The following is a 26,735-nucleotide window of genomic DNA, read 5'->3' on the forward strand; positions in this document are numbered from 1 at the left end:
CCGATGATTCGTCTCGACCGCGTGTCCAAGAGATACCCCGACGGCACCGTCGCGGTGCAGGAGCTGAGCCTCGAGGTGCGGCGCGGCGAACTGGTGGTGCTGGTCGGGCCGTCGGGCTGCGGCAAGACCACCACCATGAAGATGGTCAACCGTCTAGTCGAGCCGACCCGCGGCCGCATCGTCGTCGACGGCGTCGACGTCACCGACGCCGACCCCGTCGCCCTGCGCCGCGGCATCGGCTACGTCATCCAGAACGTCGGGCTGTTCCCGCACCGCACCATCGAGGAGAACATCGCCGTCGTCCCCGAACTGGTCGGCTGGCCGCGCAAGCGCCGGCACGAGCGGGCGCGCGAGCTGATGGAGCTCGTCGGCCTCGACCCCGCGGTGCACGGCCGGCGGTACCCGCACGAGCTCTCCGGCGGCCAGCGGCAGCGGGTCGGCGTGGCCCGCGCGCTCGCCGTCGACCCGCCCGTCCTGCTCATGGACGAGCCGTTCAGCGCCGTCGACCCCGTGGTCCGGTCGCAGCTGCAGGACGAGTTCCTGCGGCTGCAGGACGACGTCCGCAAGACCATCCTGTTCGTCACACACGACATCGAGGAGGCGGTCCGGCTGGGCGACCGTATCGCCGTGTTCAAGCAGGGCGGCCTGCTGGAGCAGTTCGACACGCCGGCGGCCATCCTCGGCGCACCGGCGACGGAGTTCGTGGCCGACTTCGTGGGCGCCGACCGCGGACTCAAGCGGCTCTCCGTCACCGCCATCACGCCGGCCGACCTCGAGCACCCTCCGGTGGTCCGCGTCGACGACGACCTCGCCGCGGCCGGTGCCGCGCTGGGCGACCAGCAGCGATGGGCCGTCGTGCTCGACGGCGACGGCGGCCTGGCCGGCTGGGTCGGCCGCGACATGCCCATCGGCGCCGGGAAGGTCCGCGACCACGCGCGGCGCATGGAGGCGTGGGTGCGGGTCGACGACACCCTCAAGGTGGCGTTCGCGGAGATGCTGCAGTGGAACGCGGGCTGGATCGCCGTCCTGGACGACGACGACCACTACCTGGGCGTGCTGACACCAGCGACGCTGCACACGGCGCTGCGGCGGTCGGTGGAGGCCGAGGCGAACGACGTTGCCCGGGCCGAGGTCGTGCTCGAGACGGTGCAGAACGCCTGACGCTCCGGGGTCACCGGGCAACTCATCATCTTGGGTCTAGGTCGCGTCCTGGGTCTGCGTCGCGCGAAACCGCCGAATCCGGTCCACCAACGTGACTCACTCCCAAGACGTGACTCAGGCAACGGCGGGATCAGGCGCTGCGCTCCTCGCGCTCCACCGGGGCGGCGTTCTTCTTGCGGTCGGCCTCGGGCAGCAGCTCGGTGTTCTTGTCCTCCCACTTGATGAGGTCGACCACCGTCGGGGCCTCGGAGAGATCGGGCCACAGGTCGTTCCACTCCGCGCCCTCGGCCAGCCGGGCCAGCTCGACGCTCGGGGTGGACGCACCCGGGCGGGCGCTGCGGGCGGCTGCGATCTCGGCCTCCAGCAGGTCCAGCCGCGACCGCATGACGTCGATGCGCTCGGACGCGACGTCGAGCAGGCCGACCATGTGGTCGGTGAACTCGCGGTGCTCCTCGGAGTAGCGGGCGTGCGCCTCGGAGTACTCGGCCGCCTGCTCGGCGCGGACCGTGGCCACCTCGATCCGCAGCCGGCGCTCGAGCCGGAGCACGAACGCCCCCAGGACCCCCGCCGCGACGGCGCCCACGGCGGCCGCGATGCGCGGCCACGGCCCGTCGAGGACGAGGGCGGCGACCGTCAGCGCGATCGCCGCCGCGGGCGCGGCGACGGCGAGCAGACGGACAGCAGTGAGACGACGGCGGTGACGGACGGAGGCCATGGGCGTCACCGTACCTTCTAGGAAGGCGCGAATCGGACTTCACACGCCGCGCCACACCGGGAACTTCCGCCCCGCGATCACCAGCGTTCCGGTCGCCACCTCCGGCCGGCGACGGACGGCGGCCCGGTGAGTTCCGGACGGATCGCGTGCCAGGTCGCGGGCCATCGCTGCGGCTTCCGCGCGAGGGTCCTGGACACGACGGCGGCGAGCTGCTGCGGCGTCCGGTCCTTCCACGGGAACCGGACGAACACCTGGTAGTCCTCGGCGATCCGGAACGCCACCCGGAACCAGCGCGGGTGGTCGTCGGCGGCCCACTGCGGCTCCATGCCGAGGGATCGCAGCCGGTCGAGGTCGCCGTCGAGGTCCCGCAGCACCAGCCGGCCGGCCGTACGCTCCGGCGTCTCCCAGCCGACATCGTTGCCGAGCCGCTCGACCTCGGCGTCGTAGTCGTCGGCAGGGAACGTGACGCCGTGCTCCATCGGCTTCTGCTTCAGCCACTCCCAGCGCACACGGTCGCCGTCGCGCACGATCAGCACATCCGTCTCGCCACAGCCGTACACGCCGCACGTGCAGCGGGCGATCGGGACCCGTCGCGGCTCGCCGGTCGCGACCAGCCGGTTGCGCGGCACGAGCAGGTCGTACGGATCCATGCCGAGCCCCGCGCCGAGCGCGGTGATCTCCACGTCGTCGACGAACACGAGCACCTGGAAGCCGCGCGGGTGGTCGGTCGTCAGCGCAGCCACCTCGAACCGGACCCGGTTCGGCTCGGGCGCACGGGCCCCACCGCTGGATGGCAGCTCCGGCTGGTCGCTCATACGGGGATGATCCGGGACGCGACGCCCGGGTGTCACGCGGGTTTCAGGCCGGGCTGGCGCCGTTCTCGTCGTCGGGCGGGGGCGGGACCTCGCCGGCGCGCTCGAGGCGGACGGCGGCGACCGTCAGAACCACCGCGGCCGCGACGACGATGGCGGAGAGGACGGCGCGATTGCGGCCCATCGGCGAGTCGAGCAGCCCGAGGGCCAACAGCCCGAGCCCGGCGTAGACGCCGACCAGCAAAGCGCCGAAGTACGCCGACGCCTTGGCGAGGGCGACCGAGCGGGCCACCCGGAGTGCGTCGATGCGGCGGTCGAAGCGCCGCTCGGTGATCCAGCCGCGCACCGCCCGGGCCCCGGCGAACATGCCGATGGCGAGGAAGAGCAGGAGCAACGGCAGCACCCACGGGATCGGCGGGAGTGCGCCCGACATGGCGTCGACCACCCGGCCGATCGACCAGCCGATCGGGACCGCCACCAGGGCGACCCAGATCAGCGAGCCGATCCTCGTCCGCTGCACGGCTGCCGTGACTCGGGCGTCAGGCCGGGATCTCGAGGGTCTCGTCCAGCCGGCGCACGCCGGTGGCGTCGACGGCGGAGCTGAGCTCGACCACGCGGCCCAGGCCAGGCACGGAGAAGTCGGGGTCGACGTCGGCCCACGGGATGAGCACGAACGCCCGCTCGGCCAGCCGCGGGTGCGGGACGCGGAGATCGTCGTCGTCGGAGGTGACGTCGCCGACGGCGAGCACGTCGATGTCGAGGGTGCGAGGGGCGTTCGGGACGTCGCGGGTGCGGCCGTACGCCGACTCGGTGGACTGGGCCCGCTCCATCAGCGAGCGCGGCGACAGCGTGGTGTCGACGACCAGGACGGCGTTGTAGAACTTCGGCGACCCCTCGGGGGCGTCCACCGGCTCGGACTCGTACACCGGCGACACCGCCACCGGCACGATCTCGGACGAGTCGGTGAGGGTGTCGACGGCCGCCTGCAGGAACTCGATGCGGTCGCCGAGGTTGCTGCCGAGCGCGAACGCCGTGCGCCGCAGCGGACGCAGGTCACCGGTCAGGGTGTCGGCGTCGACGACGTTGGGGTTGGGGACATTGGTCACGTTCGGGCCCTTCGAATCGTCACGGTCACGTCGTCGAATGGCACCGTCATCGGCGCCTCCGGCTTGTGCACGGTCACTTCCGCCGCCTCCACCCTGGGATCGTCCAGGCAGAGGTCTGCGATGCGCTGGGCGAGCGTCTCGACCAGTCGGACCGGCTCCCCCGAGACGAGGCCGACCACCCGCTCCGCAAGACTGCCATAGTCCACGGTGTCGGTCAGGTCGTCGCTCTCAGCCGCCGCACGGGTGTCGACGCTCAGCGCGACGTCGACGCGGAACAGCTGGCCGTTCTCCCGTTCGTGGGGGAACCAGCCGTGGCGTCCGCGCGCGGTCAGGCCGCGCAGCTCGATGCGGTCAGGCACCCCACGACCCTAGCCGCCCGCCCTCACCCCTGCGCCAGCCGGGCTGCCACCCGGACCGCGTCCAGCGTCGCGGGGACGGTGTGCACCCGGACGCACCAGGCGCCGGCCAGCGCACCGATCGCCGACAGCGTGTCTGTGGCGGCGTCGCGGCCGGCCGGCGGGCGTCGTTCGCCGGTCTCCGGGTCGGCCAGCAGCTCGCCCAGGAATGTCTTCCGTGACGCCGCGACGAGCAGCGGCAGCTCCAGGGCGTGCAGCTCGGCCAGCCGCGACAGCAGCGTCCAGTTGTGATCCCAGGTCTTGGCGAAACCGAGCCCCGGGTCGACGGCGATGTGCTCGGGCCGCACCCCGGCGGCCAGGGCGGCGTCGACCCGCGGCCGCAGCTCCGCGAGGACGTCGGCGACGACGTCGCCGTAGACCGCCTGCTCCTGCATGTGTTCGGAGTGCCCGCGCCAGTGCATCAGCACGACCGGCACGCCCGCGTCGGCGACGACCCGCAGCATGGCGGGGTCGGCCAGCCCGCCGGACACGTCGTTGACCAGCCGCGCGCCCGCATCCAGAGCGGGCGCGGCGACCTCGGCCCGCATGGTGTCGACGGAGACGACGGCGCCCGCGGCGGCCAGCTCGCGGATAACCGGCAGCACCCGGCGCCGTTCCTCGTCGGGGGACGGCCGCTGCGCGCCGGGGCGGGTGGACTCGCCGCCGACGTCGACGAGGTCGGCGCCCTGCTGCATCAGCTGCAGCCCGTGCTCGATCGCGTCGCCGGGCTCGAACCAGAAGCCGCCGTCGGAGAAGGAGTCGGGCGTCACGTTCACCACGCCCATGACCAGCGTGCGCGGCGGCTGCGGGAGCTCCGCCACGTAGCGCAACGGCCGGCCGGTGATCATCGGCGCTGCAGCGCGATGTCGGTGCGGTAGTGGCTGCCGTCGAGCGTGATGTGCCCGACCGCCTCGTACGCACGGGACCGCGCCTCGTCGATGTCCTCGCCGGCCGCGGTGACCGACAGCACCCGCCCGCCGCTGGACACGACGGTGCCCTCAGGGCTCAGCCGGGTGCCGGCGTGCAGCACCTCGACGCCCTTGACGGCAGCGGCTTCGGCCAGCCCGCCGATGGGGTCGCCGGTGCGCGGCGACGCCGGGTAGCCGTGCGCGGCGACGACCACGGTGACGGCGGCGCCGTCCTGCCACACCGGCTCCGGGTGCTGCGCGAGCGTGCCCGTCGCCGCGGCCCGCAGCAGCCCGCCGAGCCCGGACCGCAGCCGGGCCAGCACCGCCTGCGTCTCGGGATCGCCGAACCGTGCGTTGAACTCGACCACCCGCACGCCGCGGGAGGTCAGCGCGAGCCCGGCATACAGGAGCCCGGCGAACGGGATGCCACGGCGTAGCATCTCGTCGATGGTCGGCTGGACGACGCGGGCCATGACGTCGTCGACCAGGCCCGCGGGCGCCCACGGCAGCGGCGTGTAGGCGCCCATGCCGCCGGTGTTGGGGCCTTCGTCTCCGTCGTACGCGCGCTTGAAGTCCTGCGCCGGCGTGAGCGGAACCGCCACCCGGCCGTCCGTCACGCAGAACAGCGACACCTCCGGACCGTCGAGGTACTCCTCGATGACGACGCGCCCGCAGGCCTCCGCGTGGGCCAGGGCGGCCGCGCGGTCGTCGGTGACGACGACGCCCTTGCCGGCGGCCAGCCCGTCGTCCTTGACGACGTACGGCGCGCCGAAGCGGTCCAGCGCGTCCTCGGCCTGGGCGCGGCTCTCGCAGACCACGGCCATGGCCGTCGGAACCCCCGCCGCGGCCATGACGTCCTTGGCGAAGGCCTTCGACCCCTCCAGCTTGGCCGCCCGCCCGGACGGCCCGAAGCAGGCGATGCCGCGCGCCTTGACGGCGTCGGTGACCCCCGCGACCAGCGGACCCTCCGGACCGACCACGACGAGGTCGGCGCCGAGCCGGGCGGCCAGGTCGGCCACGGCCTCGGGCTGGTCGGCGACGACGGAGTGGACGGCGACGTCCGCGGCGATGCCGGCGTTGCCCGGCGCGGCGTGCACCTCGGAGACCTCGGGGTCGCGCAGCAGACAGCGCACCAGCGCGTGCTCGCGGGCGCCGGAACCGATGACGAGTACCTTCACGGATGCCGACCCTATCGGGACAGGGTCGCGACACCATCCACTACGGTGGACGGCGATGAGCGAACGATGGATCGACCTCGTCGGCGCGGTCAACGTCCGCGACCTCGGCGGGCTGCCCACCACCGACGGCGGCGTCACCCGGTTCGGCCAGGTGCTGCGCTCCGACAACCTGCAGGACCTCATCGACGACGACATCGACCGGCTGACCGGCGACCACGGCCTGCGCGACGTCGTCGACCTGCGCACGACCTTCGAGGTCACGTCCGAGGGCCCGGGTCCGCTGACCCGCGTCCCGGACGTCACCGTCCACCACCTGTCGCTCTATCCCGAGGTCGGCACCACCACCGACGTCGAAGCCGACAGCGTGCTGCCGTGGACCGGCAAGGACGGCGACGACGCCATCTGGGTGAACTCCGGCGTCTACTACACGAACTACCTGCGCCACCGGCCGGGCAACGTCGTGGCAGCGCTGCGAACCATGACGACGTCCGGCGGCGCGACGCTCGTCCACTGCGCCGCCGGCAAGGACCGCACCGGCGTGGTCTGCGCGCTGGCGCTGTCGGTCGTCGGCGTCGACCGCGAGGCCGTCGTCGACGACTACGTCCAGACCGGCGAGCGCATCGACGCCATCATGAGCCGACTCAAGGCGACGGCCACTTACGCCGCCGACCTCGACGGCCGGCCCAACGACGCCAACCTGCCGCGCGCGGAGTCGATGCACACGTTCCTCGACTTCATCGACGCCGAGTTCGGCGGCCCGGCCGGCTGGCTGCAGCTGCACGGCTGGATCGCCGACGACACCGACGCCCTGCGCGCCCGCCTCGTCGGCTGATCGCCTATCCCGCCGTTGATCGCTGCGTGGCGAGCGCGGCTTCGAGGCGGGCCCTCACCGCGGGCCACTCCTCGCGGAGGATCGAGTAGTAGACGGTGTCGCGCCAGGTGCCGTCCGGGCGGCGCATGTGGTGGCGCATCACGCCCTCGCGCACCGCGCCCAGCCGCTCTATGGCGCGCTGCGACCGGACGTTGAGGTGGTCGGTCTTCAACGCCACCCGCTCCAGCCCGAGCGTCTCGAACGCGTGCCCGATGACCAGCAGCTTCGTCGCGGTGTTGACCTCGGTGCGCCACCACGCCGGCCCGATCCAGGTGGACCCGACCTCGACGCGCCCGTTCGCCTCGTCGATGTCGAGGTAGGACGTCGACCCGACGACGTGGCCGTCGGCGCGGCGGCGGATCGCCCACGGCGCGACGTCACCGTGCGCGGCCGCCGCCAGCGTCCGCTCCAGCGGCTCGGCCAGCCCGGACGGACCCGGCCGCCAGGTGGCCACCCAGCGGAACAGCTCGTCCGGCTCGGAAACGGCGGCGGTCAGCTCGTCCAGATGACCCGGCGTCAGCGGCTCCAGCTCGATCCAGGGGTTGGCCAGCGGCACGGCGGCGATCACCAGCCCATCATCGCCGACCGCGTCACGCCTCGCTGAGCCCCACCCGTGAATGCAGCCTGCGCAGCAGCCGCGGCGCGTACCAGGCGTGCCGGCCGAGCAGCCGCATCGACGCCGGCACCAGGATGCCGCGGACCACCGTCGCGTCCAGCAGGATGGCCAGCCCGCAGCCCAGCCCGAACAGTTGCAGGAAGCTGACCTGGCCGGTGACGAACGCGAAGAACGACACCGCGAGCAGCGCGGCCGCCGTCGTCACGATGCGGCCGGTGCGGGCCAGCCCGGTGACGGTGGCGTCGTGGATGCTCGCGCCGTCCTCGACCCGCTCGCGGATCCGGCTCATCACGAACACCTCGTAGTCCATCGACAGCCCGAACACGATGCAGAACAGCAGCAGGATCATCGCCGTGTTCAGCGGCGCCGGGGTGAAGCCGAGCACGGACGACAGCGCGCCGTCCTGGAAGATCGTCACCAGCACGCCGAACGTCGCGGCCAGCACCAGCACGTTCGACAGCAGCGCCCGGACCGGCTGCACGACGCTGCCGGTGAAGAGGAACAGGATCACGAACGTCGTCACGACGATCAGCCCACCGGCCACCGGCAGCCCGGCGCCGATGGCGTCCAGCGAGTCGACCAGCTGCGCGCTCGCGCCGCCGACCAGCGCGTCCACCCCGTCCGGCGGGGGCACGGCACGGACCTCGCGGACCAGGTCGCGGGCCGTCCCCGACGTGGGGTCGGCGGCGGTGACGACGGCGAGCAGCTCGGGCCCGGACTCCGGCGGCCCGAGGCCGGTGTCGACCCGCTCCACGTGAGGCAGTTCGGCCAGCCGGTCCGCGTACGCCGTCAGTGCGGCGCCGTCGACCGGGCCGGTGGTCACCACGTCGAGCGCGTTGACCTCGCCGGCCGGGAAGTCGTCGCGGAGCGCGTCGCCCACCTGGCGGCTCTCCGCGGACGTCGGCAGCACACGGTCGTCGGGCATGCCGAACGTGACGCCCAGCACCGGCGCGGCCAGCACCAGCAGGACGCCCACCACGGGGAGCACCGCGAGGCCGGGCCGGCGCATGACCCCGGCCGCGAGCCGGCCCCAGAAGGGCGCCTCGGCGCTACGGGCGGCCCGGGTCCACGGCACCCGCCCGGCGTCGACCCGCCGGCCCAGCACCGCGAGCAGCGCGGGCAGCACCGTCAGGACGGCGACGACGGAGATCAGCACGACACCGATGCCCGCGTAGGCGAACGAGCGCAGGAAGTACATCGGGAACACCAGCAGCGCGGCCAGCGCCGCCGCGACCGCGAGCCCGCTGAAGACCACCGCCCGCCCCGCCGTGCGCACCGTCCGCACGACGGCGGCCTCGACGTCGCCGTCGTGCGCCAGCTCCTCGCGGAACCGGCCGACCACCAGCAGCGCGTAGTCGATCGCCAAGCCCAGGCCGAGCGCCGTCGTGAGGTTGATCGAGAACACCGAGACGTCGGTGTTGGCCGCCAGCACGGCCAGCTCGGCGAACGTGCCGACGATCGCTACCGCGCCGATGGCCAGTGGCAGCAGCGCCGCCACGACGCTGCCGAACGCGAACACCAGCAGCACCAGGATGAGCGGGACGGCGATCGCCTCGGCCACCAGCAGGTCGGCGGCGACCTGCTCGACGACCTCCTCCTGCGCCACAGCCGGGCCGCCCGCGACCACCGTCAGGCCGTCGTGCTCGCCGCTGTACTCGTCGACCAGCGGGGCGGCGTCGGCGTCCGGATCCTCCAGGGTCACCAGGACCAGCGCCTGCGTCCCGTCCTCGGACCGCAGCGACGGCATGCTGGTGGTCCAGTACGACCGCGCGCCGCCCACGCCCGGCTCGGCGGCGATCCGCTCGGTCAGGACGGCGCCGGCGGCCGCGGCGTCGTCGACGGTGCCCGACCCGACGGTGGCCAGCAGCACCAGGTCGGCCTGGCCGCCGGCCGCGTCGATCAGCTCGGCGGCGGCGACGGACTCCGCCTCGGGGTCGGTGAAGCCCTCGGACTGCAACTGCCCGAACGCGCCCGCGCCGACGACGCCGGCCGCCACGAGGACGACGGCGGCAACGGCGAGTACGGCCCGGGCACGGCGTACGACGAAGGCCGCGAGATGGTCGAGCATGAGTCCCTCACTAATGTGGACGGGCGTAAACTTGACAGGTGTCAACTTGCCAGCCGATGTGGGTGGGTGTCAACATCATCGGGATGCCTGAACCGACGACGCGGTCGACGTACCACCACGGCGACCTCCGCAACGCGCTGCTCGACGCCGGCGCGCGGCTGGCGGAACGGGGCGGGCCCGACGCCGTCGGGGTCCGGGCGGCGGCCCGCGAGGTCGGGGTCAGCCCGACCGCGGCCTACCGGCACTTCGAGAACGCCGACGACCTCCTGCTCGGCGTCAAGGAGCGAGCGTTCCAGGCATTGACCGACGCCATGCGCGCGCGGCTGGCCACCGTCCCCGACACCGGCGACGCCGGCGAGACCGCGACCCGCCGGCTGGAGGCGCTCGGCCGGGCCTACGTCGGCATCGCGCTGGCCGAACCCGGGCTGTTCCGGGTCGCGTTCTGCGAGAAGGGCGCGCTGCCGTTCGACGACCTGCCCAACGCCCTCGCCATGGTCGCGCAGGTGATGGACGACCTCGTCGCGGCCGGCCGGCTGCCCGCAGAGCGCCGCCCGCTGGCCGAGATCGCGGCGTGGGCGGCCGTGCACGGCGTCGCCCGGCTGGCGCTGGACGGCCCGCTGGCCAACGTCGCGCCCGAGCTGTTCGCCGCGTCCGTCGATCGCGTCATCGACATGACCCTGCGCGGCCTGACCGGAGAAGGGACGACCGCGTGATCATCCGGCCGTACGAGCCCGGCGACACCGACGCGCTCTACGACATCTGCCTGCGCACGGGCGACAACGGCGACGACGCCACCGGCCAGTTCGCCGACCCGCGGCTGCTCGGCGAGATCTTCGTCGGCCCCTATCTGCGGTACGAGCCGGAACTGGCGTTCGTCATCGACGACGGCGCGCCGGCCGGCTACGTGCTCGGCGCGCCGGCCGGCTACGTGCTCGGCGCGCGCGACACGGTGGAGTTCGAGAGGGTCTGTGAGCGGGAGTGGTGGCCGCCGCTGCGCGAGAAGTACCCGCCGGGCTCGTTCCCGGCAGGAACGCGCGACGCGCACTACGTCAGGCTGCTGCACGAGTCGCGCACAGTCGACCCCGCCGTCGTCGCGGAGTATCCCGCGCATCTGCACATCGACCTGCTCCCCCGCGCCCAGGGCCACGGCATGGGCCGGGCGCTGATGAAGCGGCTCCTGGCCGCCCTGCGCGAGGCCGGCGCGCCCGGCGTCCACCTGGGCGTAGGCGCGGCGAACACCCGCGCCATCGCGTTCTACGAGCGCATGGGGTTCCGGACGCTGCGCCAGTCGCCGGGCGGCCGGACCATGGGCCGCCCGACGACCAGAAACCTCAGCGCACCAGGTCCCTGATGGCGACGATCTGCTCGCGGCCCGGCCCGACGCCGACGGCGGAGATCGGCGCCTTGCACATGTCCTCGACGGCCTCGAGGTAGCGGCGGGCGGCCAGCGGCAGGTCGGCCAGCGTGCGGGCGCCGCTGATGTCGTCGTCCCAGCCCTCGAAGTACTCGAAGATCGGGATCGCGTGGTGGAACTCCGTCTGCGTCATCGGCATCTCGTCGTGCCGGACGCCGTCGATGTCGTAGGCGACGCAGACCGGCACCGGGTCGTACCCGGTGAGCACGTCGAGCTTCGTGACGACGAGGTCGCTGGTGCCGTTGATGCGGGTGGCGTACCGGCCGATGACGGTGTCCAGCCAGCCGCAGCGCCGCGGCCGTCCCGTCGTCGTGCCGAACTCGCCGCCGGCCTTGCGCAGCCGCTCGGCCTCGTCGCCGAAGAGCTCGGTCGGGAACGGGCCCTCGCCGACCCGGGTGGTGTAGGCCTTGAGCACCGCGATGACGCCGTCGATGCGCGTGGGCGGGATGCCTGAGCCGGTGCTGGCGCCGCCCGCGGTCGCGTTCGACGAGGTGACGAACGGATAGGTGCCGTGGTCGACGTCGAGCAGCGTCGCCTGGCCGGCCTCCATGATGACGACCTTGCCCTCGGTGAGCGCTTCGTCGAGCAGCAGCGCGGTGTCGCGGACCATCGGCCGCAGGCGGTCGGCGTAGCTCATCAGCTCGTCGACGACGTCGTCCACGCTGACCGCGCGGCGGTTGTAGACCTTCACGAGCAGCTGGTTCTTCTGCTCCAGCGCACCCTCGACCTTCTGCCGCAGGATCTTCTCGTCGAAGAGGTCCTGCACCCGCAGGCCGACCCGCGCCATCTTGTCCGCATAGGTGGGTCCGATGCCGCGGCCGGTGGTGCCGATGCGCCGCTTGCCGAGGAACCGCTCGGTCACCTTGTCCAGCGTCCGGTTGTACGACGGGATCAGGTGCGCGTTGGCGCTCACGACCAGCCTCGACGTGTCGATACCGCGGGCCTCGAGCGCATCGAGCTCCTCGAACAGGACGGCGAGATCGACGACGACGCCGTTGCCGATGACCGGCGTGACCCCCGGCGTCAGGATGCCCGACGGCAGCAGGTGCAGCGCGTAGGTCTCGCCGTCGATGACGACGGTGTGGCCGGCGTTGTTGCCGCCGTTGAACTTCACGACGTAGTCGACCTGGCCGCCGATGAGGTCGGTGGCCTTGCCTTTGCCTTCGTCGCCCCACTGGGCGCCGACGAGCACGATGGCGGGCATGGGCGCCCTACTCCGAGGCGCCGAGCGTGTCGGCGGCCTCTTTGCTGGAGTCCCGCAGGAACTGCGCGCAGCGGGTGGCCTCGTCGGTCTCGCCGATGGCCTCGGCGGCCCGGCCGAGCGCGTTCAGCGAGCGCAGGAACCCGCGGTTCGGCTCGTGCACCCACGGGATGGGGCCGTGCCCCTTCCAGCCGTGCCGGCGCAGCTGGTCCAGCCCGCGGTGGTAACCGGTGCGAGCGAACGCGTACGACGTGACGGGATCGCCGGCCGCGAACGCGTGGTCGGCGAGGTCGGCCCACGCCGCCGAGTACGCCGGGTGCGCCGCCGCCACCGTCGCGGCGTCGACGCCCGACTCCAGCGCCTCGCGGGCCGCGGGATCGTCGGGCAGCAACGTCTCTGGCGGGCCCGACAGCAGGTTCTCGCCCGACATCAGCGAATCTTCTGACCGGCCGACCGCAGCTGCTGGGTCGCCTCGACGACGCGCGCCGACAGGCCGGCCTCGGCCAGCTTACCCCAGGCCCGGGGGTCGTAGGCCTTCTTGTTGCCGACCTCGCCGTCGACCTTCAGCACACCGTCGTAGTTGGTGAACATGTGCCCCACGACGGGACGGGTGAACGCGTACTGGGTGTCGGTGTCGATGTTCATCTTGATGACGCCGTAGTCGACGGCCGCGCCGATCTCCTCCTCGGTGGAGCCGGAGCCGCCGTGGAACACCAGGTCGAACGGCTTGTCCTTGCCGTACCGGTCGCCGACCGCCTGCTGGATGTCGCGCAGGATCTCGGGGCGCAGCTTGACGTTGCCCGGCTTGTAGACGCCGTGCACGTTGCCGAACGTCAGCGCCACGATGTAGCGGCCGCGCTCGCCCAGGCCGAGCGCCTCGGCGGTGGCCAGGCCGTCCTCGACCGTGGTGTACAGCTTGTCGTTGATCTCGTGGGCGACGCCGTCCTCCTCGCCGCCGACGACGCCGACCTCGATCTCGAGGATGGTGTTCGCCTCGGCGGCCAGCGCAAGCAGCTCCTCGGCGACCTTGAGGTTCTGGTCCAGCGGCACCGCCGAGCCGTCCCACATGTGCGAGTTGAACAGCGGCGCGCCGCCGTTCCTCACCCGCTCGGTCGACAGCGCCAGCAGCGGCTTCACCCAGTGCTCGACGGCGTCGAGCGGGGCGTGGTCGGTGTGCAGCGCGATCTGCACGTCGTAGCTCTTCGCGACCTCGTAGGCGAACGCGGAGAACGCGATGGCGCCGCGAACGCGATCCTTGACGGTCGGGCCGGAGATGTACTCGGCACCCCCGGTGGAGATCTGGATGATGCCGTCGCTCTCGGCGTCGGCGAACCCGCGGATCGCCGCGTTCAGCGTCTGCGACGACGTCACGTTGATGGCGGGATAGGCGAACGAGCCGGCCTTGGCCCGGTCGATCATCTCGGCATAGACCTCGGGAGTGGCGATGGGCATAGATGCTCCGTTCCGGTCGGACGGCAGCTACCCAGCCGTCCGGGCTCACGCCCCACGACGACGGGGGGCACGCATGTCAGGCCCAGTATTCACCGTAACGGGCCGGTAACGCGAAACCGCCCGTACCGGCGCAGCGAACGAGCGTGCTCGTCACACCGGCCGTTAGGCTTGAGCCCGCACAACACACCACCTCAGCAGAGGAGACGCCGTGCCCGAGCGCACCGCAGTCGTCGCAAGCAAGGCCGGGCTGCACGCCCGGCCCGCCGCGGTCTTCGTCAAGGCCGCCGCGGAACAGCCCACCAAGGTGTCGATCCGCAAGCCCGACGGCGAGCCGGTCGACGCGTCCAGCATCCTGTCGATCATGACGCTCGGGGTCGAGCAAGGTGACCAGGTGATCCTGTCCGCCGACGGCGACAAGGCCGATCAGGCCCTCGATGCCCTCGTGACGCTGCTCGAACGCGATCTCGACGAATAGCCCGAACGGCTCGCACGACGCTGCAGGTGGCCCGTTCACCTGCAGCGTCGCTGTCTATCGGGTGGGTCCAGCAGCGCTTGTGGTCTCGGACATTACTCGGTTATCCTACAAATCATTGCCATGCCGGGAGGAGTTCACGTGGCTCAGGGGGACCCACTCACGCGACTGACGGCGCTGCCGCGGCCGCCGAGTCTGCACGAGTCCGTGCAGACGGCGCTGCGCGACTACATCCTCGCCAACGGCCTGCGCGCCGGCGACGGCCTACCGGCCGAGGGCGCGCTGGCCCAGCAGCTCGGCGTCAGCCGCAACTCCGTCCGCGAGGCGGTCAAGGGGCTGGTGTCCCTCGGCATCCTCGAGACCCGGCGCGGCAGTGGCGTGTTCGTCAAGGACTTCTCGCTGTCCCTGCTCATCGACAACCTCCCGTTCAACCTGCTGTTCGACTTCAGCGAGCTGGCCGACCTGCTCGAGGTGCGCCGCGCCGTCGAGAACGACCTCATCGAGCGGGCGGTGCGGAACATGACCGACCGCACCCGGTCCGAGCTCGAGCAGATCCTCAGCGAGATGAAGGAGAAGTCCGAGCGGGGCGCCGACGTCCTCGACGAGGACCGCCGGTTCCACCGCACGTTGTTCGCCGACGCCGGCAACGCGGTCGCACTCAAACTGCTCGACGCGTTCTGGCTGACCATGAGCCGCGCGGTGGCGCAGCGCGCGGAGATCGCCGACGACCGCCCCGCCGACACCTACCGGCAGCACGACGCCATCTACCGGGCGGTGCTCGGTGGCGACGTCGCAGCCGTGCACGACGCCCTGTCCGACCACTATGACCCCATCCTGAGCCGGCTGGACCGCACCGGGCCGCTCTAGCCGTTCGATCCGCACCACCGTTCGCGCGGGACCCCCATGGGTCCGGGCCCTGCTTCGCCCTGCTCTCTTCCGTTCGCATCGTTGCCTTCGAGGAGCTGCCATGTCCGTGTCGCCGTTGACCCGACGTTCGTTGCTGGGCGCCGCCGGAGCCGGAGCGGTGGGCGTCGCCGCCGCGGCGCCCTCGTCGGCCGCGGATCCGGCCGGCAGCGAGGCGCTGTCCGTGCCGTCGCGTGCGGCCGCCGAGCAGATGATCGTCAACGGACGGGTGCGGGCGCTGCGCACGTTCGGCTACGCTGCGGCCGGCGACGGCGGCGGCGCGCTGTACCGCCGTCTCGACGCCGCGCCGGCCGAGCCCGACCGATGGCACCTGCGCACGCGCGACGGCGCCTGGTGGGAGCTGGCCGACGACGTCGTCTCCGTGAAGGCACTCGGCGCTGCCGGCGACTACGACTTCGAGACCGGCACCGGAACTGACGACACCGACGCGCTGCAGGCCGCGGCCCGCCGGGGCGGCACGGTGTACGTGCCCGGCACCGACGGCGCGTACCTGACGACTGACTCGATCAGCCTGCTGGTCGACGGCACGCACTGGTTCGGCGACGGGCTGCGCTCGCGGATCACCCTGGTGTCGGGGCCGGGCGGGGCGGGCGAACTGCTGGGCATCCACGGCGCGGCGCCGTCCACGCCGGCCGGGCCACCACAGCGCTACGTGCAGGGCGTCCGGGTGAGCGGGCTGCACCTCGACACCAGCAACGGGTCGAACGACAACGGCCTCGGCGGCTCGTTCTGCCGCGACGTGCAGATCGACAATCTCTACTTCTCCCGTATCGGACGCAAGGCGCTGACCTTCCAGTACCACTGCGCGAACGTCCGCTGCCGCGACGTGACGGTGTACGAGGCGGCCACCGAGCCGCGGTCGACGTTCGCCGTCATCAGCATCGAGGGCCAGACCGCCGGCGTGGACCTCAGCTACTACCCCGGCGGCACGACGAGTACCGAGGACCTCGGCGGCACCGACGTCCACGACATCACGTTCAGCGACATCACCTGCCACTCGACCGGCTACAACTACGTGGTCGTCTCCAACGCACACCGGGTCCGGTTCGAGGGTCTCGCACTCGGCGACACCTCCGGCGCCGGGTCGTTCGTCATCTTCACCCGCAAGGTCTGGGACAGCCACGTCCGCGGCGTGCGCGGCGGGAACACGGCGCGCCGCTTCTTCGAGATCGGCGAGCAGGCGCACTCCTGCACGTTCGAGGACTTCCGGTTCGGCGCCACCACCGGCACCGGCGCCGACGGCCGGGCGATCCGGATCGGCGGCACCCGCATCCGCGTCGCCGACGGCTCGTTCCGGCACGCTAACGCCGTTGCGCTGGAGGCCGTGCTCGTGGCCGGCGCCGACGCCACCATCACCGGCCTGCACGTCACCGAGTGTGCGTCGCAGTACGTGCTCAACGCGCCGCCGGCCGGCGTGCGGCTCAAGCTCACCGACTGCACGTTCGTGTCCTCGACCGGCGCGGCGTTCCGGATCAAGGGCGACCACGCACAGCTGTCCGGCAACCACTTCCGCACCCCGGCCGGGCCGTTCGCCGGACGGTTCGAGGGTCCCGGCAACGTGTTCACCGGCAACGACGTGGCCGGCACTGCGCCCGGCCGGCTGGTGGTCACCGCCGACGCCTCCGTCGTGGCGACGTTGAACACCTTCGAGGCCGGCGCGACGATGACGTTCGACGGCGGCAGCCTCTACGCCAGCGCCGCGTTCGGCAACACCGGGCTTGGCGAGGGCGGGGCGAACCTGGTCCCGCTGGGCGGCGGTGCACTGCACGCCGACGGCGCCGGCGTGCTGCGTATCAAAGGGTCCCGGTTCGCCTCCGACACCGACGGCGTCGTGGTGGGTGGGCAGGGCTAGCGGCGGTCGGTGACGATGCGCGGGCGGGCCGGCTCTCCTCGGCGTTCGGCGATTGTCCCCGGTCGCGTCGCTCGCGCGTGCTAGCCTGCCGCGCGTTCTGCCGCCTCTTGCTGGGACGTCACTCATGTCGTTCTCTTTCGCCCGCCGCGCCGCCGCGCTGTCCGCCGGTGTGGCCCTCGCCCTCGCCGCGTCCGGCTGCGGATCCTCCGACGACGAGGACCCGTCGGCGGGTGGGACGGACACGCCGGCCGCGACCTCGTCGGAGTCGGAGCCGTCGGAGGAGCCGACGCAGACGCCCAGCCCTGCCCCGTCGGAGACCCCCACGTCGACGCCCACCGCCACCGAGACGCCGTCGGCGCCGCCGAACGGCGCCGGGTCGCCGGAGACCACAGAGGCCGCGATCGCGCGGTTCGAGGCCTTCCTGCACGCGCTGGGCGCCAAGGACGTCGCGACCATGTGCGAGATCGCCGGGCCCGCCGCGGCGCAGGCCGAAGCCGATGGCTTCGGGCCGTGCGAGTCCACCATGGCGATGATGGCCGGCATGCCGTCGGCCGAGCAGTCAGAGGCGCTGCTGTCCGCCACCATCGACCCCGAACTGGTCGACGACAGCACGCCCGGCCAGGTGATCGTCCCGGTCGAGGCCGTGGTCGCCAACGCCAGCTTCACCGCCGACGAGCTCGGCGACACCACCCTCGCCTACCAGGACGGCAACTGGTTCGTCGTCGACTGACGACGCGACCTGAGTTCACCGCACCATCCGGTGTCAGAAAGGTGGATCGTCGGGCCCCGGCGGATCATGGACGGGCCCGACTCTCGCCGGACCGACGATGGTGGTGTTGCCGGTAGGGCTGGTCCAGCGGAGGGTGCCTGGCTCGGGCTGGTCGACCATGAACGGGCCGTGGTGCTTGATGAGGTGATGTTTGCGGCACAGCGGGGTCAGATTCCCGGCGCAGGTCGCACCGCCAGAGGCGTAGGCACGGACGTGATCGAGGTCGCAGCGCGTCGCCGGTAGAGCGCAGCCGGGTGCCTTGCAGGTTCGGTCACGCAGCAGCACGTGCTCGATGAGATCGTGAGTCGGCGTGTAGCGGGTGCGCCCATGGCTGAGAACGGCGCCGTTCACCGGGTCAGTGCCCAGCCACTGCCAGACTCCCGCGGCGGCCAGCTCACACGCGACGCGTGCCGGGATGGGACCGTATCCGGCCAACTCGCCAGGTTCTTCGCTCAGCCCCGCCAACGTGGTGAGCGGCACCGTGACCTGGACCGCGACCAGCCGCCCGTGCTCGGTACCCAGCCAGAGCCCGTCGCCCACCTCACCAGTGGCCAGGGCGGCCCGAACGAGCTGTGCCAGAACGTCGGCGCGACGCTGGTCGCAGGTGCGCGCCCGCGCGTCACCGGCGTCGGCGTCGCGCCGCTTCAGAGCCTTTCGCGCCGGCGTCGAGCACGGCCTCGAGGGCGGCGGCGTCCTCGGCCCGCATCAGCGCTTCGACCCAGGCCATCCCGTCCTCGGCCGGGCACACCCTCACGCGGCGGTCGGCCTCGGCGCGGGCGCGCCGCTCCTCGGCCTGCTGCGGCGCGAGCCGATGGACCAAGACCTTGATGCGGCGCCGCAGCTGCCGCGCGTTCAGCTCTCCGGCCCGCTGGCCGATGATCGCGGCCTCCACCGCCTCCGCAACGTCGCGGTCCTGCCTGCCCAGCTCGGCCAGGATCACCCGGGCGCGGCGCTCGTCGATCTCGTCCTGGGCCAGCGCGGCATGGGTGGCCGGGAAGTCCCGCACCAGCTGTACGGACTCAGCCACGAGATACTCCGCCTGCCCGGACGTCAGCGCGAGTGGCGCGGTCAGTTCCAAGGCCGCACATGACTCCGAGGTCACCGACCGGTAGTCCGCCGAGGACGGGGCCGGCGCCAGCTCCGGACGGGACACCAGCTCCTCGACCAATCCGGCCTGCAGCGCCCGCGCCTGCGACATCAGCCGTTGACATGACGCGATCTGTCCACTCAGCTGGTCGATGGCCAGCCCGGCCGCGCCGTGTTCATCGACCACCGAGAGTTGGGCCAGTTCCGCCCTGATGGCCGCCACCACCGACACCCGGGCAGCGGGCACCGCCTCGCTGACCGCCACGAACTCGTCGTCCACGAGCCAGCGCGACACCTCGGGTCCGGGTTCGCACTCGTCGAACACCGCTGCCCCGGCGGGTAGGGCGGCCTCCGTGCTCGTGTCCAGAATGACGACCATAGGTAGCATTCTATCGCACACGCGTTCCATTCACCAGCTCAGCCTGGGCGGCCCTAGATCGGTTTGCGGGCCAGGAAATAGGCGACCGACCGGCCGGTTCCCCCGCTCGGGTGGGGTTCGTCGAGCCGCGCGACGATCGTCAGGCCCGCGTCGGCGATCAGCGCGGCGATGCGCTCGCCGGGCAGTAGGAACCACTCGTACGAGACCGGGTGGCCGCCGTACGCCTCGGCCGGCCGCAGGTGCTCGTCCTGGCCGAGGTGGGTGCCCAGCAGCAGATGGCCGCCCGGGGCGAGCGTCCGGTGGAACTCGGCGAACACGGCGGGCAGGTGCTCGGGCGGCGTGTGGTGGGTGGAGAAGTGCGCCAGCGCGCCGCCGAGCTGCCCGTCGGGCAGGTCGAGCGCCGTGATGGAGCCGACGCTGAACGGGAGCTCCGGATGCGCCGCGCGGGCCAGCTCGATCATGCGCGGCGAGACGTCGATGCCGGAGACCTCCAGACCATGATCGGCCAGCACCGCCGTCACCGCACCCGGACCGCACCCGAGGTCGGCGACCGGGCCCTTGCTATCGGCCAGCACGAACTCGGCGAACGCCCGCAGCATGGCATGGCCCAGCGGGCCGAGCCGGGACGCCGGGAAGCGCTCGGCATAGGTGTCGGCGACGGTGTCGTAGGACGTGCTGACGGCGGCGAGGAAGGCGGGTTCGGTCACGCGGCCGACGCTAGCCGCCGTCACCGACAGCCTCACTCACCTTGGCCGGCGATGGAGAGGTCTCCAGCGCGAAGACGGGGGTTGGCCGCCGGGTGGACGGGGGACAGCAGGAGTGCTCGCCGCACCTCCCCCGCCAGACGATGGGCACATGAACCCGACCCCCTCTCGCCGCAACCTCATCGCCGGCGGCCTCGCCGCCGGCCTGCTGGGCGTCGTCGCGCCGCGGGCCGCCGCGACCCCGTCCGCCACCACCGCATCAGGCGGCACGGGCGCGCCCTCCCGAGGGGCCGCCTTCACGCACGCCACCGTCATCGACGTCGAGCGGGGGCGGCGGCTGCCGGACACCACCGTCGTCGTGCGCGGGGACCGGATCGCGCAGGTCGGACCGTCCGCCCAGGTGCCGGTCCCGCCGGGCGTCCGCGCCGTCGACCTGCGCGGCGCGTACCTGATCCCGGGCCTGGCCGACCTGCACGTCCACAGCTCGTTCCCCACCATCGAGCCGGCGCTCTACATCGCGAACGGCGTGACCACGGTCCGCGAGATGTCCGGACGGGCGGAGCTGCACGACTGGCGCGACCGGGCCGACGCGGGCGAGCTGCTCGGACCGCGCTGGGTCATCGCCAGCCGGATCGTCGACGGCGCGCCGTCGCTCTGGGATCCGAACCTGCTGCCCGTCGTCGAGGTCGCGACGGAGGCCGAGGGGCGCGCGGCGGTCCGCGACGCCGTCGCTGAGGGCGCGGACGCCGTCAAGGTGTACTCGCGCATCGCGCCCGCGGTCTACCGCGCGATGGCCGCGGAGGCGCGCCGCCGCGGCATCCCGCTGATCGGGCACTGCCCTGACGCGCTCCACATCGCCGAGGCGTCCGACCTCGGCCAGGCGAGCATCGAGCACCTGTTCTCCGTCTTCGTCGCCGCCTCGCGTGACGAGCGCCGGCTGCGGGCCGAGCTCGCCCGGATCCGGCTCGACCGCGGCGACTACAACGGCTGGTTCAACGCGCTGCACCCGATCGACGTCCAGGCGATGCGCACGTACGACCGCGATCAGGCGGCCCGGCTGTTCGACCGCTTCGCCCGCAACGGCACCCACCAGGTGCCGACGATGGTCATGCACCAGGCGCTCGACAACGCCCGCACGCTGGACCCGTCCGACCCACGGCGCCGCTACCTGCCGCGGCCCCTGCTCGACGTCCTCGACATGGTGCTGCGCGACTGGTACCTGAAGGGGCGCACGCCGCGGCTCGACGCGGAGTGGGCGGCGAAGTCCGAGCACCAGCTCGCGCTGATCGGCGCCATGCACGCCGCCGGCGTCCCGCTGCTGGCAGGCACCGACTACGGCACCTGCGGCCTGTTCCCCGGCTTCAGCCTGCACGATGAGCTGCGGCAGCTGGTCCAGGCGGGACTCTCGGCAGCGGACGCGCTGCGCGCCGCGACGGTCGAGCCGGCTCGCTTCCTCGGCAAGCACCGGGCCGGCCGGATCGCCCCCGGAGCCCCGGCCGACCTCGTCGTCCTGGCCGCGGACCCGCTCGCCGATATCGCCAACACGCAGCGCATCGACGGCGTCGTGACTCGCGGCCGATACCTCGACGCCGCCGAACGGCAGGCGGTCCTCGACCGCGTCGCCGACGAGGCCGCCGCGATGTCGCCGGACGCCGTCGTCGCCGGCTGCGCCTGTCACGGCCCGGCGAGCCGCACACTGTCTGCGTGATCGGCAAGCGCTTGCCGACGGGCGGTTCGTCTGTTTGACTCCGCTCTGTCAGGTCTAGACCTCTGCGAGGAGGCCCCGTGGAGCTCAGTCGCCGCCGAGTGCTGTCGATCCTGTCCGCCGCGGGCCTGGCCGCGGTCGTCACCCCGCCGAGAGCCGCCGCGAACCCCGTCACGCCAGGCAGCGCCGGCGCCGGCGGCCCGACAACGGCCGCCTCGGGCACCGACCGGCTGCTTGCCAACACCGTCGCGATCTTCGCCGGCACGCCGGAGGTCAACACGCACCCGGCGGTCGCCGCCAAGCTCGCCGCCATCGACCGCACCGCCACGACCTGGCTCACGGCCCTGCAGAACGCCGGCGACGGCGAGCTGTTCGCCGGCCTGCCGCTCGGCATCAGCGACCCCAACCTCAACGCGTCCTACCAGCATCTCTACGAGATCGCCCTGGCCACGGCCACCCCTGGCTGCGGCCTCCACGGCGATCAAGCAACCAGGCAGCAGGTCCAAGACGGCCTCGTCTGGCTGCACGACCACTACTACGGCGACCAGTCCGCCGGGTACTACGGCAACTGGTTCACGTGGGAGATCGGCATCTCGACGCACACCGGGAAGACGCTGGCGCTCCTCGGCGACGCCGCCCCGGCCGACCTCGTGACCACCTATGTCGCCTCGATGGACGCCTACCTGCGCAACGGCATCGACGGCGACGTGAACCTGGACTCGCGGTTCCACACCGGCGCCAACCTCGCCGACATCACGACCAACCGGATGATCCAGGGCGCGCTGCTCGGCGACGAGGCGCGCATCCGCAAGGCGATCGAGGACCAGCTCACCGTCTTCGCGACGATCGACCCGTACGCCCTGCGGCACGGCAACACCGACGGCTACTACACGGACGGCTCGTTCATCCAGCACCACTCGGTCGCCTACACCGGCGCCTACGGGCGGGCGCTGCTGACCCGCGTGGTGCAGACGCTGAAGATCCTGGACGGGACCGGGTTCGCCGACGGCGCCGCGCTGGTGCCCGTCGTGCAGCGATGGGTGACCGACGGGTTCGCGCCACTGATCTTCGAGGGCTGGATGATGGAGATCGTCAAAGGCCGGTCGGTCTCGCGCACGTCGACGGGGTACACCGACGTCGCGCAGGTGGTCGAGGCCGTCGTCGACCTCGCGGAGCACGCGGCGGACCCGGCTCCGCTCCGTGGCTACGTGAAGTTCATCCGGTCGACGTCCCGGGCGGCGCTGGACCCGGCGACGTTCGTCTCGCCGGTCAGCGCCGCGCGCTACGCCGACCTGATCGCCGACGACACCGTCGCGCCGGCCGACCTCAACCCGCCGGCCCGCTGCGTCGCGTTCAACGCGATGGACAAGACCGTGCACCGCCGCCTCGGCTACGCGTTCGCGCTGGCCCGCAGCTCGGACCGGATCAGCAAGTACGAGTACATGAGCGGCGAGAACCTCATGCCGTGGTTCCAGGGCGACGGCGCGCACTACCTGTACCTGTCCGGCCAGGACCAGAGCCAGGCGTTCGGCGTCGACTACTTCACGACGGTGTCGCCCTACAGCCTGGCCGGGGTCACCGCGCCGGTCGAGGAGCGGCGGACGATCCCGCAGCTCTACGGCACGCCGTACTACGACAACCCCGGCCACCCACTGCACTTCACGTCGTCGTCGCAGTCGCAGAACACCTACGTCTACTTCCCGCGTGGCACCAGCGCCCACTCCGGCGGCGCGACGCTGGACGAGTACGGGACCGCCGCGATGGTGCTCTCCGACGACGTCGCCTGGCGCGACGCCCAGGCCGGGATCCTGCCGGACGACTTCGTCGTCTACCGCAACGCGACGGCGACGAAGTCGTGGTTCCTGTTCGACGACGAGATCGTCGTGCTCGCCGCGGGGGTCGGTGACAACGCCGGCCGCGCGGTGACGACGTCCGTCGACGCCCGCATCGCGGCGGCGACCGACCCGGTGACGGCGACCGGCGTGCTGCGGTCCGGCGACGCGTGGACCGGGCCCGGCACGGCCGACCTCGCCTGGCTGCGCTACGCGAACCCGGCACAGGACGCCGCCGTGGGGTACGTCTTCCTTTCGGCGCAGCCGGTGCGCGTCGCGCTGGACACCGTCACCCGCAGCCGCCGGGTCGTCCGTACCGCGAACCCGGACACCGCCGTGACGAAGCGCGTCCTCGGCGTGACGATCGACCACCCGGCCGGCGCCGCACCGGCCGCGCTGGCCTACGCGATGGTCCCGCATGCGACGGAGGCGGCCCTGACGGCGTACGCGGGCGGCCCGCTGGAGGTGCTCGCGAACACGACCGACGTCCAGGCCGTGCGCCACACCGGACTACGGCTGACCGGCGTCAACACGTTCACCTCCGGCCGCCACGACGCCGGCGGACTGAGCGTGGACGGGCCGGCGTCGGTCTTGGCGCGGAAGCGGGCCGGCCGGCTCACCACCATCGCCGTGTCCGACCCGACGATGGACCGCGACGTGGTCGAGGTGCTGGTGAGGGGCCGGACGCTGACCCGGGTGGCCGGCGACCGCGCTGTCTCCGTCAGCCCAGCCCCGGGCGGCACCCTGCTCCGCGTCGACACCCACCACGCGTACGGCCACTCGTTCGCAGTGACACTGCGCGGCTGACCGTCGGCGCCCCGGACCGAAGTGGCGGGTCAGCGCTTCTTCGGGGGCGGGACGATCTCGATCTTGGACTTCGCGTCTGCCTTGGCGGCCTTGTCGGCGCGCTTCTCCTTGAGCGACTTGCCCGCCTTCTTGGACAGGTGTTGTCGCGGCGACTTGTCGGCCATGGTTGCTCCCTGATCGGGGAGCCTGGTCAGCCCCTTGTGGTTGCCACAGTACGCCTCATTCGCCGTTGTCAGGACTGGGCCACCTTGGCGGCGACGGCGAGCTCGTCGACGAGGTCGTTCATGGGGTGGCCGGAGTGGCCCTTGACCCAGTGGAAGACGACGTCGCCGCGCTCCTCGACCAGGTCGACCAGCGGCTCCCAGAGGTCGCGGTTGGCCACCGGCGACTTGGTGGACGTGACCCAGCCGCGCGCCCGCCAGTTGCGCCACCAGCCGTCGCGGAAGCAGTTGACGACGTACGCGGAGTCGCTGACGACGACCAGCGGCCCGGACAGCGCGCGGACCGCCTCGAGCGCCGCGGTGATCTCCATGCGCTGATTGGTGGTGCTCGGCGCGGACCCGGAGGCGAACCGGTCGCGCGAGACGGCCCATGCCCAGCCGCCCGGGCCGGGCGTGCCGGAGCAGGCGCCGTCGGTGTAGACCTCGATGGCACCCTCGGGCGCCACCATGGCCGGCGGCCGCGGCCGCCGGGCGCGAGCCGGCTTCGCCGCGGCAGCGGAGCCGGCGGTGCCGGCGGGGACGAGCGCCGGCTCGGCGTCGGCGCCGGCCGGCACCGGGATCAGCGTGGGAGCAGCGGCACAGGCCGCGTGCGTCCATACCCGGTTGCGGCCGCTACCCGAGCTCTCGATCTCGTCACCGGGCCGGATGTCTCCACCGCACGCACCACACCGGCCGGCGAACTTCGCGAGCACAGGCACCCTCTCCCTTCGAAGAACGACTTCCGGAACACTACCCGCGGACGCCGACAGACCGGGGCGGCACGCGCCGTTAGGCCCGGTGGCGCAGCAGGACCGTCGCGAGCGCGACGTCGGCGGCGTCCGGCGCCGGCACCGCGACCAGCCGGACCAGCAGCTCGCCCGGGACGGTCATGACGGTGTCGTCGTCAGCCACGGACGTCAGCGGCCGGGCGGCGTCGAGCCGCTCCAGCAGCATGGCGCCCGTGCCGGTGTCGTGGTCGAGCAGCCGGACGACGCCGTCGCCGTCCCACGTGCGCAGTCCGAGCACGGCGACAGTGGTCTCCTCGCCGACCGGCTGCAGCCGCAGCACCGCGGGCGTGCCGTCGGCCCGGGGTGACCGGCTGGACCAGCGCCGCCATCCCGTTGCCGGGCGGACCGTCCGGACGCAGTCCCCACTGCTCGAGCGTCTCGCCGAGCAGCCGGGGCAGCCCGGCCAGCCAGGCTCGGCCTGCGTCATCGCGCCCGTACGACGCGACGAGCGCGGCGGGTACGTCGGTGATCACCCCGGCATCGTAGGAACCGCCCCTCAGCCGGAGAGGTAGCGAACCAGGTACGCGCCGGTGTGCGTGGATCCGTCGGTGGTCAGGGCGGCGGGGGTGCCCTCGAACACCACCCGGCCGCCGTCGTGGCCGGCGCCGGGCCCGAGGTCGACGACCCAGTCGGCCGCCGCGACCACGTCGAGGTTGTGCTCGATGACGACCAGCGTGTTGCCGTCGTCGACCAGCCGGTGCAGCAGCGCGATGAGGTGCTCGACGTCGGCGAGGTGCAGGCCGGTGGTGGGTTCGTCGAGCACGTAGAACCTGCCGCCGACCGCCAGCTCGCTGGCCAGCTTCAGCTGCTGCCGTTCGCCGCCGGACAGGGTGGTGAGGGTCTGGCCGAGCGTGAGGTAGTCGAGGCCGACGTCGCTCAGGCGCCGCAGCACCGTGCGGATCGCCTTCTCGGTGAAGAACTCCAGGGCCTCGGCCACACTCATCTCGAACACGTCGGCGATCGACCGGCCGTGGACGAGGTACTGCTGCGCCTCGTCCTTGAACCGCCGCCCGCGGCAGACCTCGCACATCGTCGTGACGCCGTCCATGAACGCGAGGTCGGTGAAGATGACCCCGGCGCCCTGGCACGCCGGGCACGCGCCGCTGGAGTTGGGGCTGAACAGCGCCGCCGGCGCGCCCGTCGTGCGGGCGAACAGCGTCCGGATCGGGTCGAGCATGCCGGTGAACGTGGCCGGGCTGGACCGCCGCGACCCGCGGACCGGGCTCTGGTCGAGCATGACGACGTCGGGCCGGACCGCCGGCAGGTGGCCGCGGATCAGGCTGCTCTTCCCCGACCCTGCCACCCCCTGTCTCTTATAAA

The 26,735-nt window shown here is 72.6% G+C and carries 29 protein-coding genes; 10 read left to right on the forward strand and 19 right to left on the reverse strand.

Annotated elements, in window-relative coordinates; translation table 11 throughout:
- Positions 1-3 precede the first annotated feature (3 nt).
- Complete coding sequence (locus tag E1262_RS24625) at positions 4-1,161, forward strand: ABC transporter ATP-binding protein (RefSeq protein WP_132106607.1); 1,158 nt, start codon at positions 4-6, stop codon at positions 1,159-1,161.
- A gap of 130 nt (positions 1,162-1,291) precedes the next feature.
- On the opposite strand, the gene E1262_RS24630 is transcribed toward E1262_RS24625, so the two are convergent.
- The 7 genes from E1262_RS24630 to purD form a co-directional block, all read right to left on the reverse strand.
- Entirely contained in the window at positions 1,292-1,876 is a 585-nt protein-coding gene (locus E1262_RS24630) for a hypothetical protein (protein WP_132106609.1), read from the reverse strand.
- A 77-nt stretch (positions 1,877-1,953) separates the two neighbouring features.
- On the reverse strand, positions 1,954-2,691 hold the full coding sequence (locus E1262_RS24635) for a hypothetical protein (RefSeq protein ID WP_132106612.1): 738 nt from the start codon (positions 2,689-2,691) through the stop codon (positions 1,954-1,956).
- A gap of 43 nt (positions 2,692-2,734) precedes the next feature.
- Positions 2,735-3,208: a DUF3180 domain-containing protein gene (locus E1262_RS24640; protein ID WP_162606060.1), complete on the reverse strand. Its 474-nt coding sequence runs from the start codon at positions 3,206-3,208 to the stop codon at positions 2,735-2,737.
- Between the two features lie 19 nt (positions 3,209-3,227).
- Complete coding sequence (folK, locus tag E1262_RS24645; RefSeq protein WP_132106617.1) at positions 3,228-3,794, reverse strand: 2-amino-4-hydroxy-6-hydroxymethyldihydropteridine diphosphokinase; 567 nt, start codon at positions 3,792-3,794, stop codon at positions 3,228-3,230.
- Positions 3,791-4,153, reverse strand: a complete 363-nt coding sequence (gene folB / locus E1262_RS24650) for a dihydroneopterin aldolase (protein ID WP_132106619.1) — start codon at positions 4,151-4,153, stop codon at positions 3,791-3,793. The genes folK and folB overlap by 4 nt, the downstream gene beginning before the upstream one ends.
- A gap of 23 nt (positions 4,154-4,176) precedes the next feature.
- On the reverse strand, positions 4,177-5,037 hold the full coding sequence (gene folP / locus E1262_RS24655; protein ID WP_203454384.1) for a dihydropteroate synthase: 861 nt from the start codon (positions 5,035-5,037) through the stop codon (positions 4,177-4,179).
- Complete coding sequence (purD, locus tag E1262_RS24660) at positions 5,034-6,275, reverse strand: phosphoribosylamine--glycine ligase (RefSeq protein WP_132106621.1); 1,242 nt, start codon at positions 6,273-6,275, stop codon at positions 5,034-5,036. The genes folP and purD overlap by 4 nt, the downstream gene beginning before the upstream one ends.
- Before the next feature lie 55 nt (positions 6,276-6,330).
- Here purD and E1262_RS24665 point away from each other — a divergent pair, with 55 nt between their 5' ends.
- Complete coding sequence (locus tag E1262_RS24665) at positions 6,331-7,107, forward strand: tyrosine-protein phosphatase (protein WP_132106623.1); 777 nt, start codon at positions 6,331-6,333, stop codon at positions 7,105-7,107.
- A 4-nt stretch (positions 7,108-7,111) separates the two neighbouring features.
- Here E1262_RS24665 and E1262_RS24670 read toward each other — a convergent pair whose 3' ends face one another.
- Together E1262_RS24670 and E1262_RS24675 are read right to left on the reverse strand one after the other, a co-directional pair.
- Positions 7,112-7,714 carry a GNAT family N-acetyltransferase gene (locus E1262_RS24670; protein WP_238993047.1) on the reverse strand — a complete coding sequence of 201 codons (603 nt, stop codon included), beginning with the start codon at positions 7,712-7,714 and terminating at the stop codon, positions 7,112-7,114.
- A 22-nt stretch (positions 7,715-7,736) separates the two neighbouring features.
- Positions 7,737-9,830, reverse strand: coding sequence for an MMPL family transporter (locus E1262_RS24675; protein WP_132106627.1), 2,094 nt, complete (start codon positions 9,828-9,830; stop codon positions 7,737-7,739).
- An 83-nt stretch (positions 9,831-9,913) separates the two neighbouring features.
- Here E1262_RS24675 and E1262_RS24680 point away from each other — a divergent pair, with 83 nt between their 5' ends.
- Together E1262_RS24680 and E1262_RS24685 are read left to right on the forward strand one after the other, a co-directional pair.
- Positions 9,914-10,543, forward strand: coding sequence for a TetR/AcrR family transcriptional regulator (locus E1262_RS24680; RefSeq protein WP_132106629.1), 630 nt, complete (start codon positions 9,914-9,916; stop codon positions 10,541-10,543).
- Positions 10,540-11,181: a GNAT family N-acetyltransferase gene (locus tag E1262_RS24685; protein ID WP_132106631.1), complete on the forward strand. Its 642-nt coding sequence runs from the start codon at positions 10,540-10,542 to the stop codon at positions 11,179-11,181. The genes E1262_RS24680 and E1262_RS24685 overlap by 4 nt, the downstream gene beginning before the upstream one ends.
- On the opposite strand, the gene E1262_RS24690 is transcribed toward E1262_RS24685, so the two are convergent.
- From E1262_RS24690 to fbaA, 3 genes are read right to left on the reverse strand one after another with little or no spacing between them, the layout of a single operon-like run.
- Complete coding sequence (locus E1262_RS24690) at positions 11,162-12,448, reverse strand: adenylosuccinate synthase (protein ID WP_132106633.1); 1,287 nt, start codon at positions 12,446-12,448, stop codon at positions 11,162-11,164. The genes E1262_RS24685 and E1262_RS24690 overlap by 20 nt on opposite strands.
- Before the next feature lie 7 nt (positions 12,449-12,455).
- Complete coding sequence (locus E1262_RS24695; protein WP_203454385.1) at positions 12,456-12,875, reverse strand: DUF3151 domain-containing protein; 420 nt, start codon at positions 12,873-12,875, stop codon at positions 12,456-12,458.
- A complete protein-coding gene (fbaA, locus tag E1262_RS24700; protein ID WP_132106637.1) occupies positions 12,875-13,897 on the reverse strand; it encodes a class II fructose-bisphosphate aldolase in 1,023 nt (340 codons plus the stop codon). The genes E1262_RS24695 and fbaA overlap by 1 nt, the downstream gene beginning before the upstream one ends.
- A gap of 208 nt (positions 13,898-14,105) precedes the next feature.
- On the opposite strand from fbaA, the gene E1262_RS24705 reads away from it, so the two are divergent.
- The 4 genes from E1262_RS24705 (at position 14,106) to E1262_RS24720 (ending at position 17,875) form a co-directional block, all read left to right on the forward strand.
- Entirely contained in the window at positions 14,106-14,372 is a 267-nt protein-coding gene (locus E1262_RS24705) for an HPr family phosphocarrier protein (RefSeq protein WP_132106639.1), read from the forward strand.
- A 138-nt stretch (positions 14,373-14,510) separates the two neighbouring features.
- Positions 14,511-15,236, forward strand: coding sequence for a FadR/GntR family transcriptional regulator (locus E1262_RS24710; RefSeq protein WP_162606061.1), 726 nt, complete (start codon positions 14,511-14,513; stop codon positions 15,234-15,236).
- Between the two features lie 100 nt (positions 15,237-15,336).
- Positions 15,337-17,145 carry a pectate lyase family protein gene (locus E1262_RS30530; protein WP_162606062.1) on the forward strand — a complete coding sequence of 603 codons (1,809 nt, stop codon included), beginning with the start codon at positions 15,337-15,339 and terminating at the stop codon, positions 17,143-17,145.
- A 124-nt stretch (positions 17,146-17,269) separates the two neighbouring features.
- A complete protein-coding gene (locus tag E1262_RS24720; RefSeq protein WP_132106643.1) occupies positions 17,270-17,875 on the forward strand; it encodes a hypothetical protein in 606 nt (201 codons plus the stop codon).
- Positions 17,876-17,908: 33 nt separating this feature from the next.
- Here E1262_RS24720 and E1262_RS31840 read toward each other — a convergent pair whose 3' ends face one another.
- The 3 genes from E1262_RS31840 to E1262_RS24735 are packed head-to-tail and all read right to left on the reverse strand — an operon-like array spanning position 17,909 to position 20,086.
- On the reverse strand, positions 17,909-18,562 hold the full coding sequence (locus E1262_RS31840; protein ID WP_132106645.1) for an HNH endonuclease signature motif containing protein: 654 nt from the start codon (positions 18,560-18,562) through the stop codon (positions 17,909-17,911).
- The gene (locus E1262_RS31845; protein ID WP_162606063.1) at positions 18,534-19,379 is read right to left on the reverse strand and encodes a DUF222 domain-containing protein; all 846 of its coding nucleotides are present in this window, start codon (positions 19,377-19,379) and stop codon (positions 18,534-18,536) included. Before E1262_RS31845 ends, E1262_RS31840 begins: the two co-directional genes overlap by 29 nt.
- Positions 19,380-19,432: 53 nt before the next feature.
- Entirely contained in the window at positions 19,433-20,086 is a 654-nt protein-coding gene (locus E1262_RS24735; protein WP_132106647.1) for a class I SAM-dependent methyltransferase, read from the reverse strand.
- Between the two features lie 148 nt (positions 20,087-20,234).
- On the opposite strand from E1262_RS24735, the gene E1262_RS24740 reads away from it, so the two are divergent.
- Both E1262_RS24740 and E1262_RS24745 read left to right on the forward strand, forming a co-directional pair.
- The gene (locus E1262_RS24740; RefSeq protein ID WP_132106649.1) at positions 20,235-21,791 is read left to right on the forward strand and encodes an amidohydrolase family protein; all 1,557 of its coding nucleotides are present in this window, start codon (positions 20,235-20,237) and stop codon (positions 21,789-21,791) included.
- Positions 21,792-21,868: 77 nt separating this feature from the next.
- Positions 21,869-24,427: a polysaccharide lyase family 8 super-sandwich domain-containing protein gene (locus E1262_RS24745; RefSeq protein WP_132106651.1), complete on the forward strand. Its 2,559-nt coding sequence runs from the start codon at positions 21,869-21,871 to the stop codon at positions 24,425-24,427.
- 29 nt (positions 24,428-24,456) lie between these two features.
- Here E1262_RS24745 and E1262_RS31850 read toward each other — a convergent pair whose 3' ends face one another.
- The 4 genes from E1262_RS31850 to E1262_RS24760 form a co-directional block, all read right to left on the reverse strand.
- Entirely contained in the window at positions 24,457-24,591 is a 135-nt protein-coding gene (locus tag E1262_RS31850; protein WP_275261811.1) for a hypothetical protein, read from the reverse strand.
- A gap of 68 nt (positions 24,592-24,659) precedes the next feature.
- Positions 24,660-25,346 (reverse strand): ribonuclease H family protein, encoded by a 687-nt coding sequence (locus E1262_RS31055; RefSeq protein ID WP_203454386.1) that lies wholly within the window; start codon positions 25,344-25,346, stop codon positions 24,660-24,662.
- Between the two features lie 70 nt (positions 25,347-25,416).
- Positions 25,417-25,842 (reverse strand): aminoglycoside phosphotransferase family protein, encoded by a 426-nt coding sequence (locus E1262_RS24755; RefSeq protein WP_203454387.1) that lies wholly within the window; start codon positions 25,840-25,842, stop codon positions 25,417-25,419.
- Positions 25,843-25,911: 69 nt separating this feature from the next.
- The coding region (locus E1262_RS24760; RefSeq protein WP_132106653.1) for an ATP-binding cassette domain-containing protein at positions 25,912-26,735 on the reverse strand (824 nt) is incomplete at its 5' end.

The sequence above is a fragment of the Jiangella aurantiaca genome (assembly GCF_004349105.1).
In the GTDB taxonomy this organism is placed as follows: Bacteria; Actinomycetota; Actinomycetes; order Jiangellales; family Jiangellaceae; genus Jiangella; species Jiangella aurantiaca.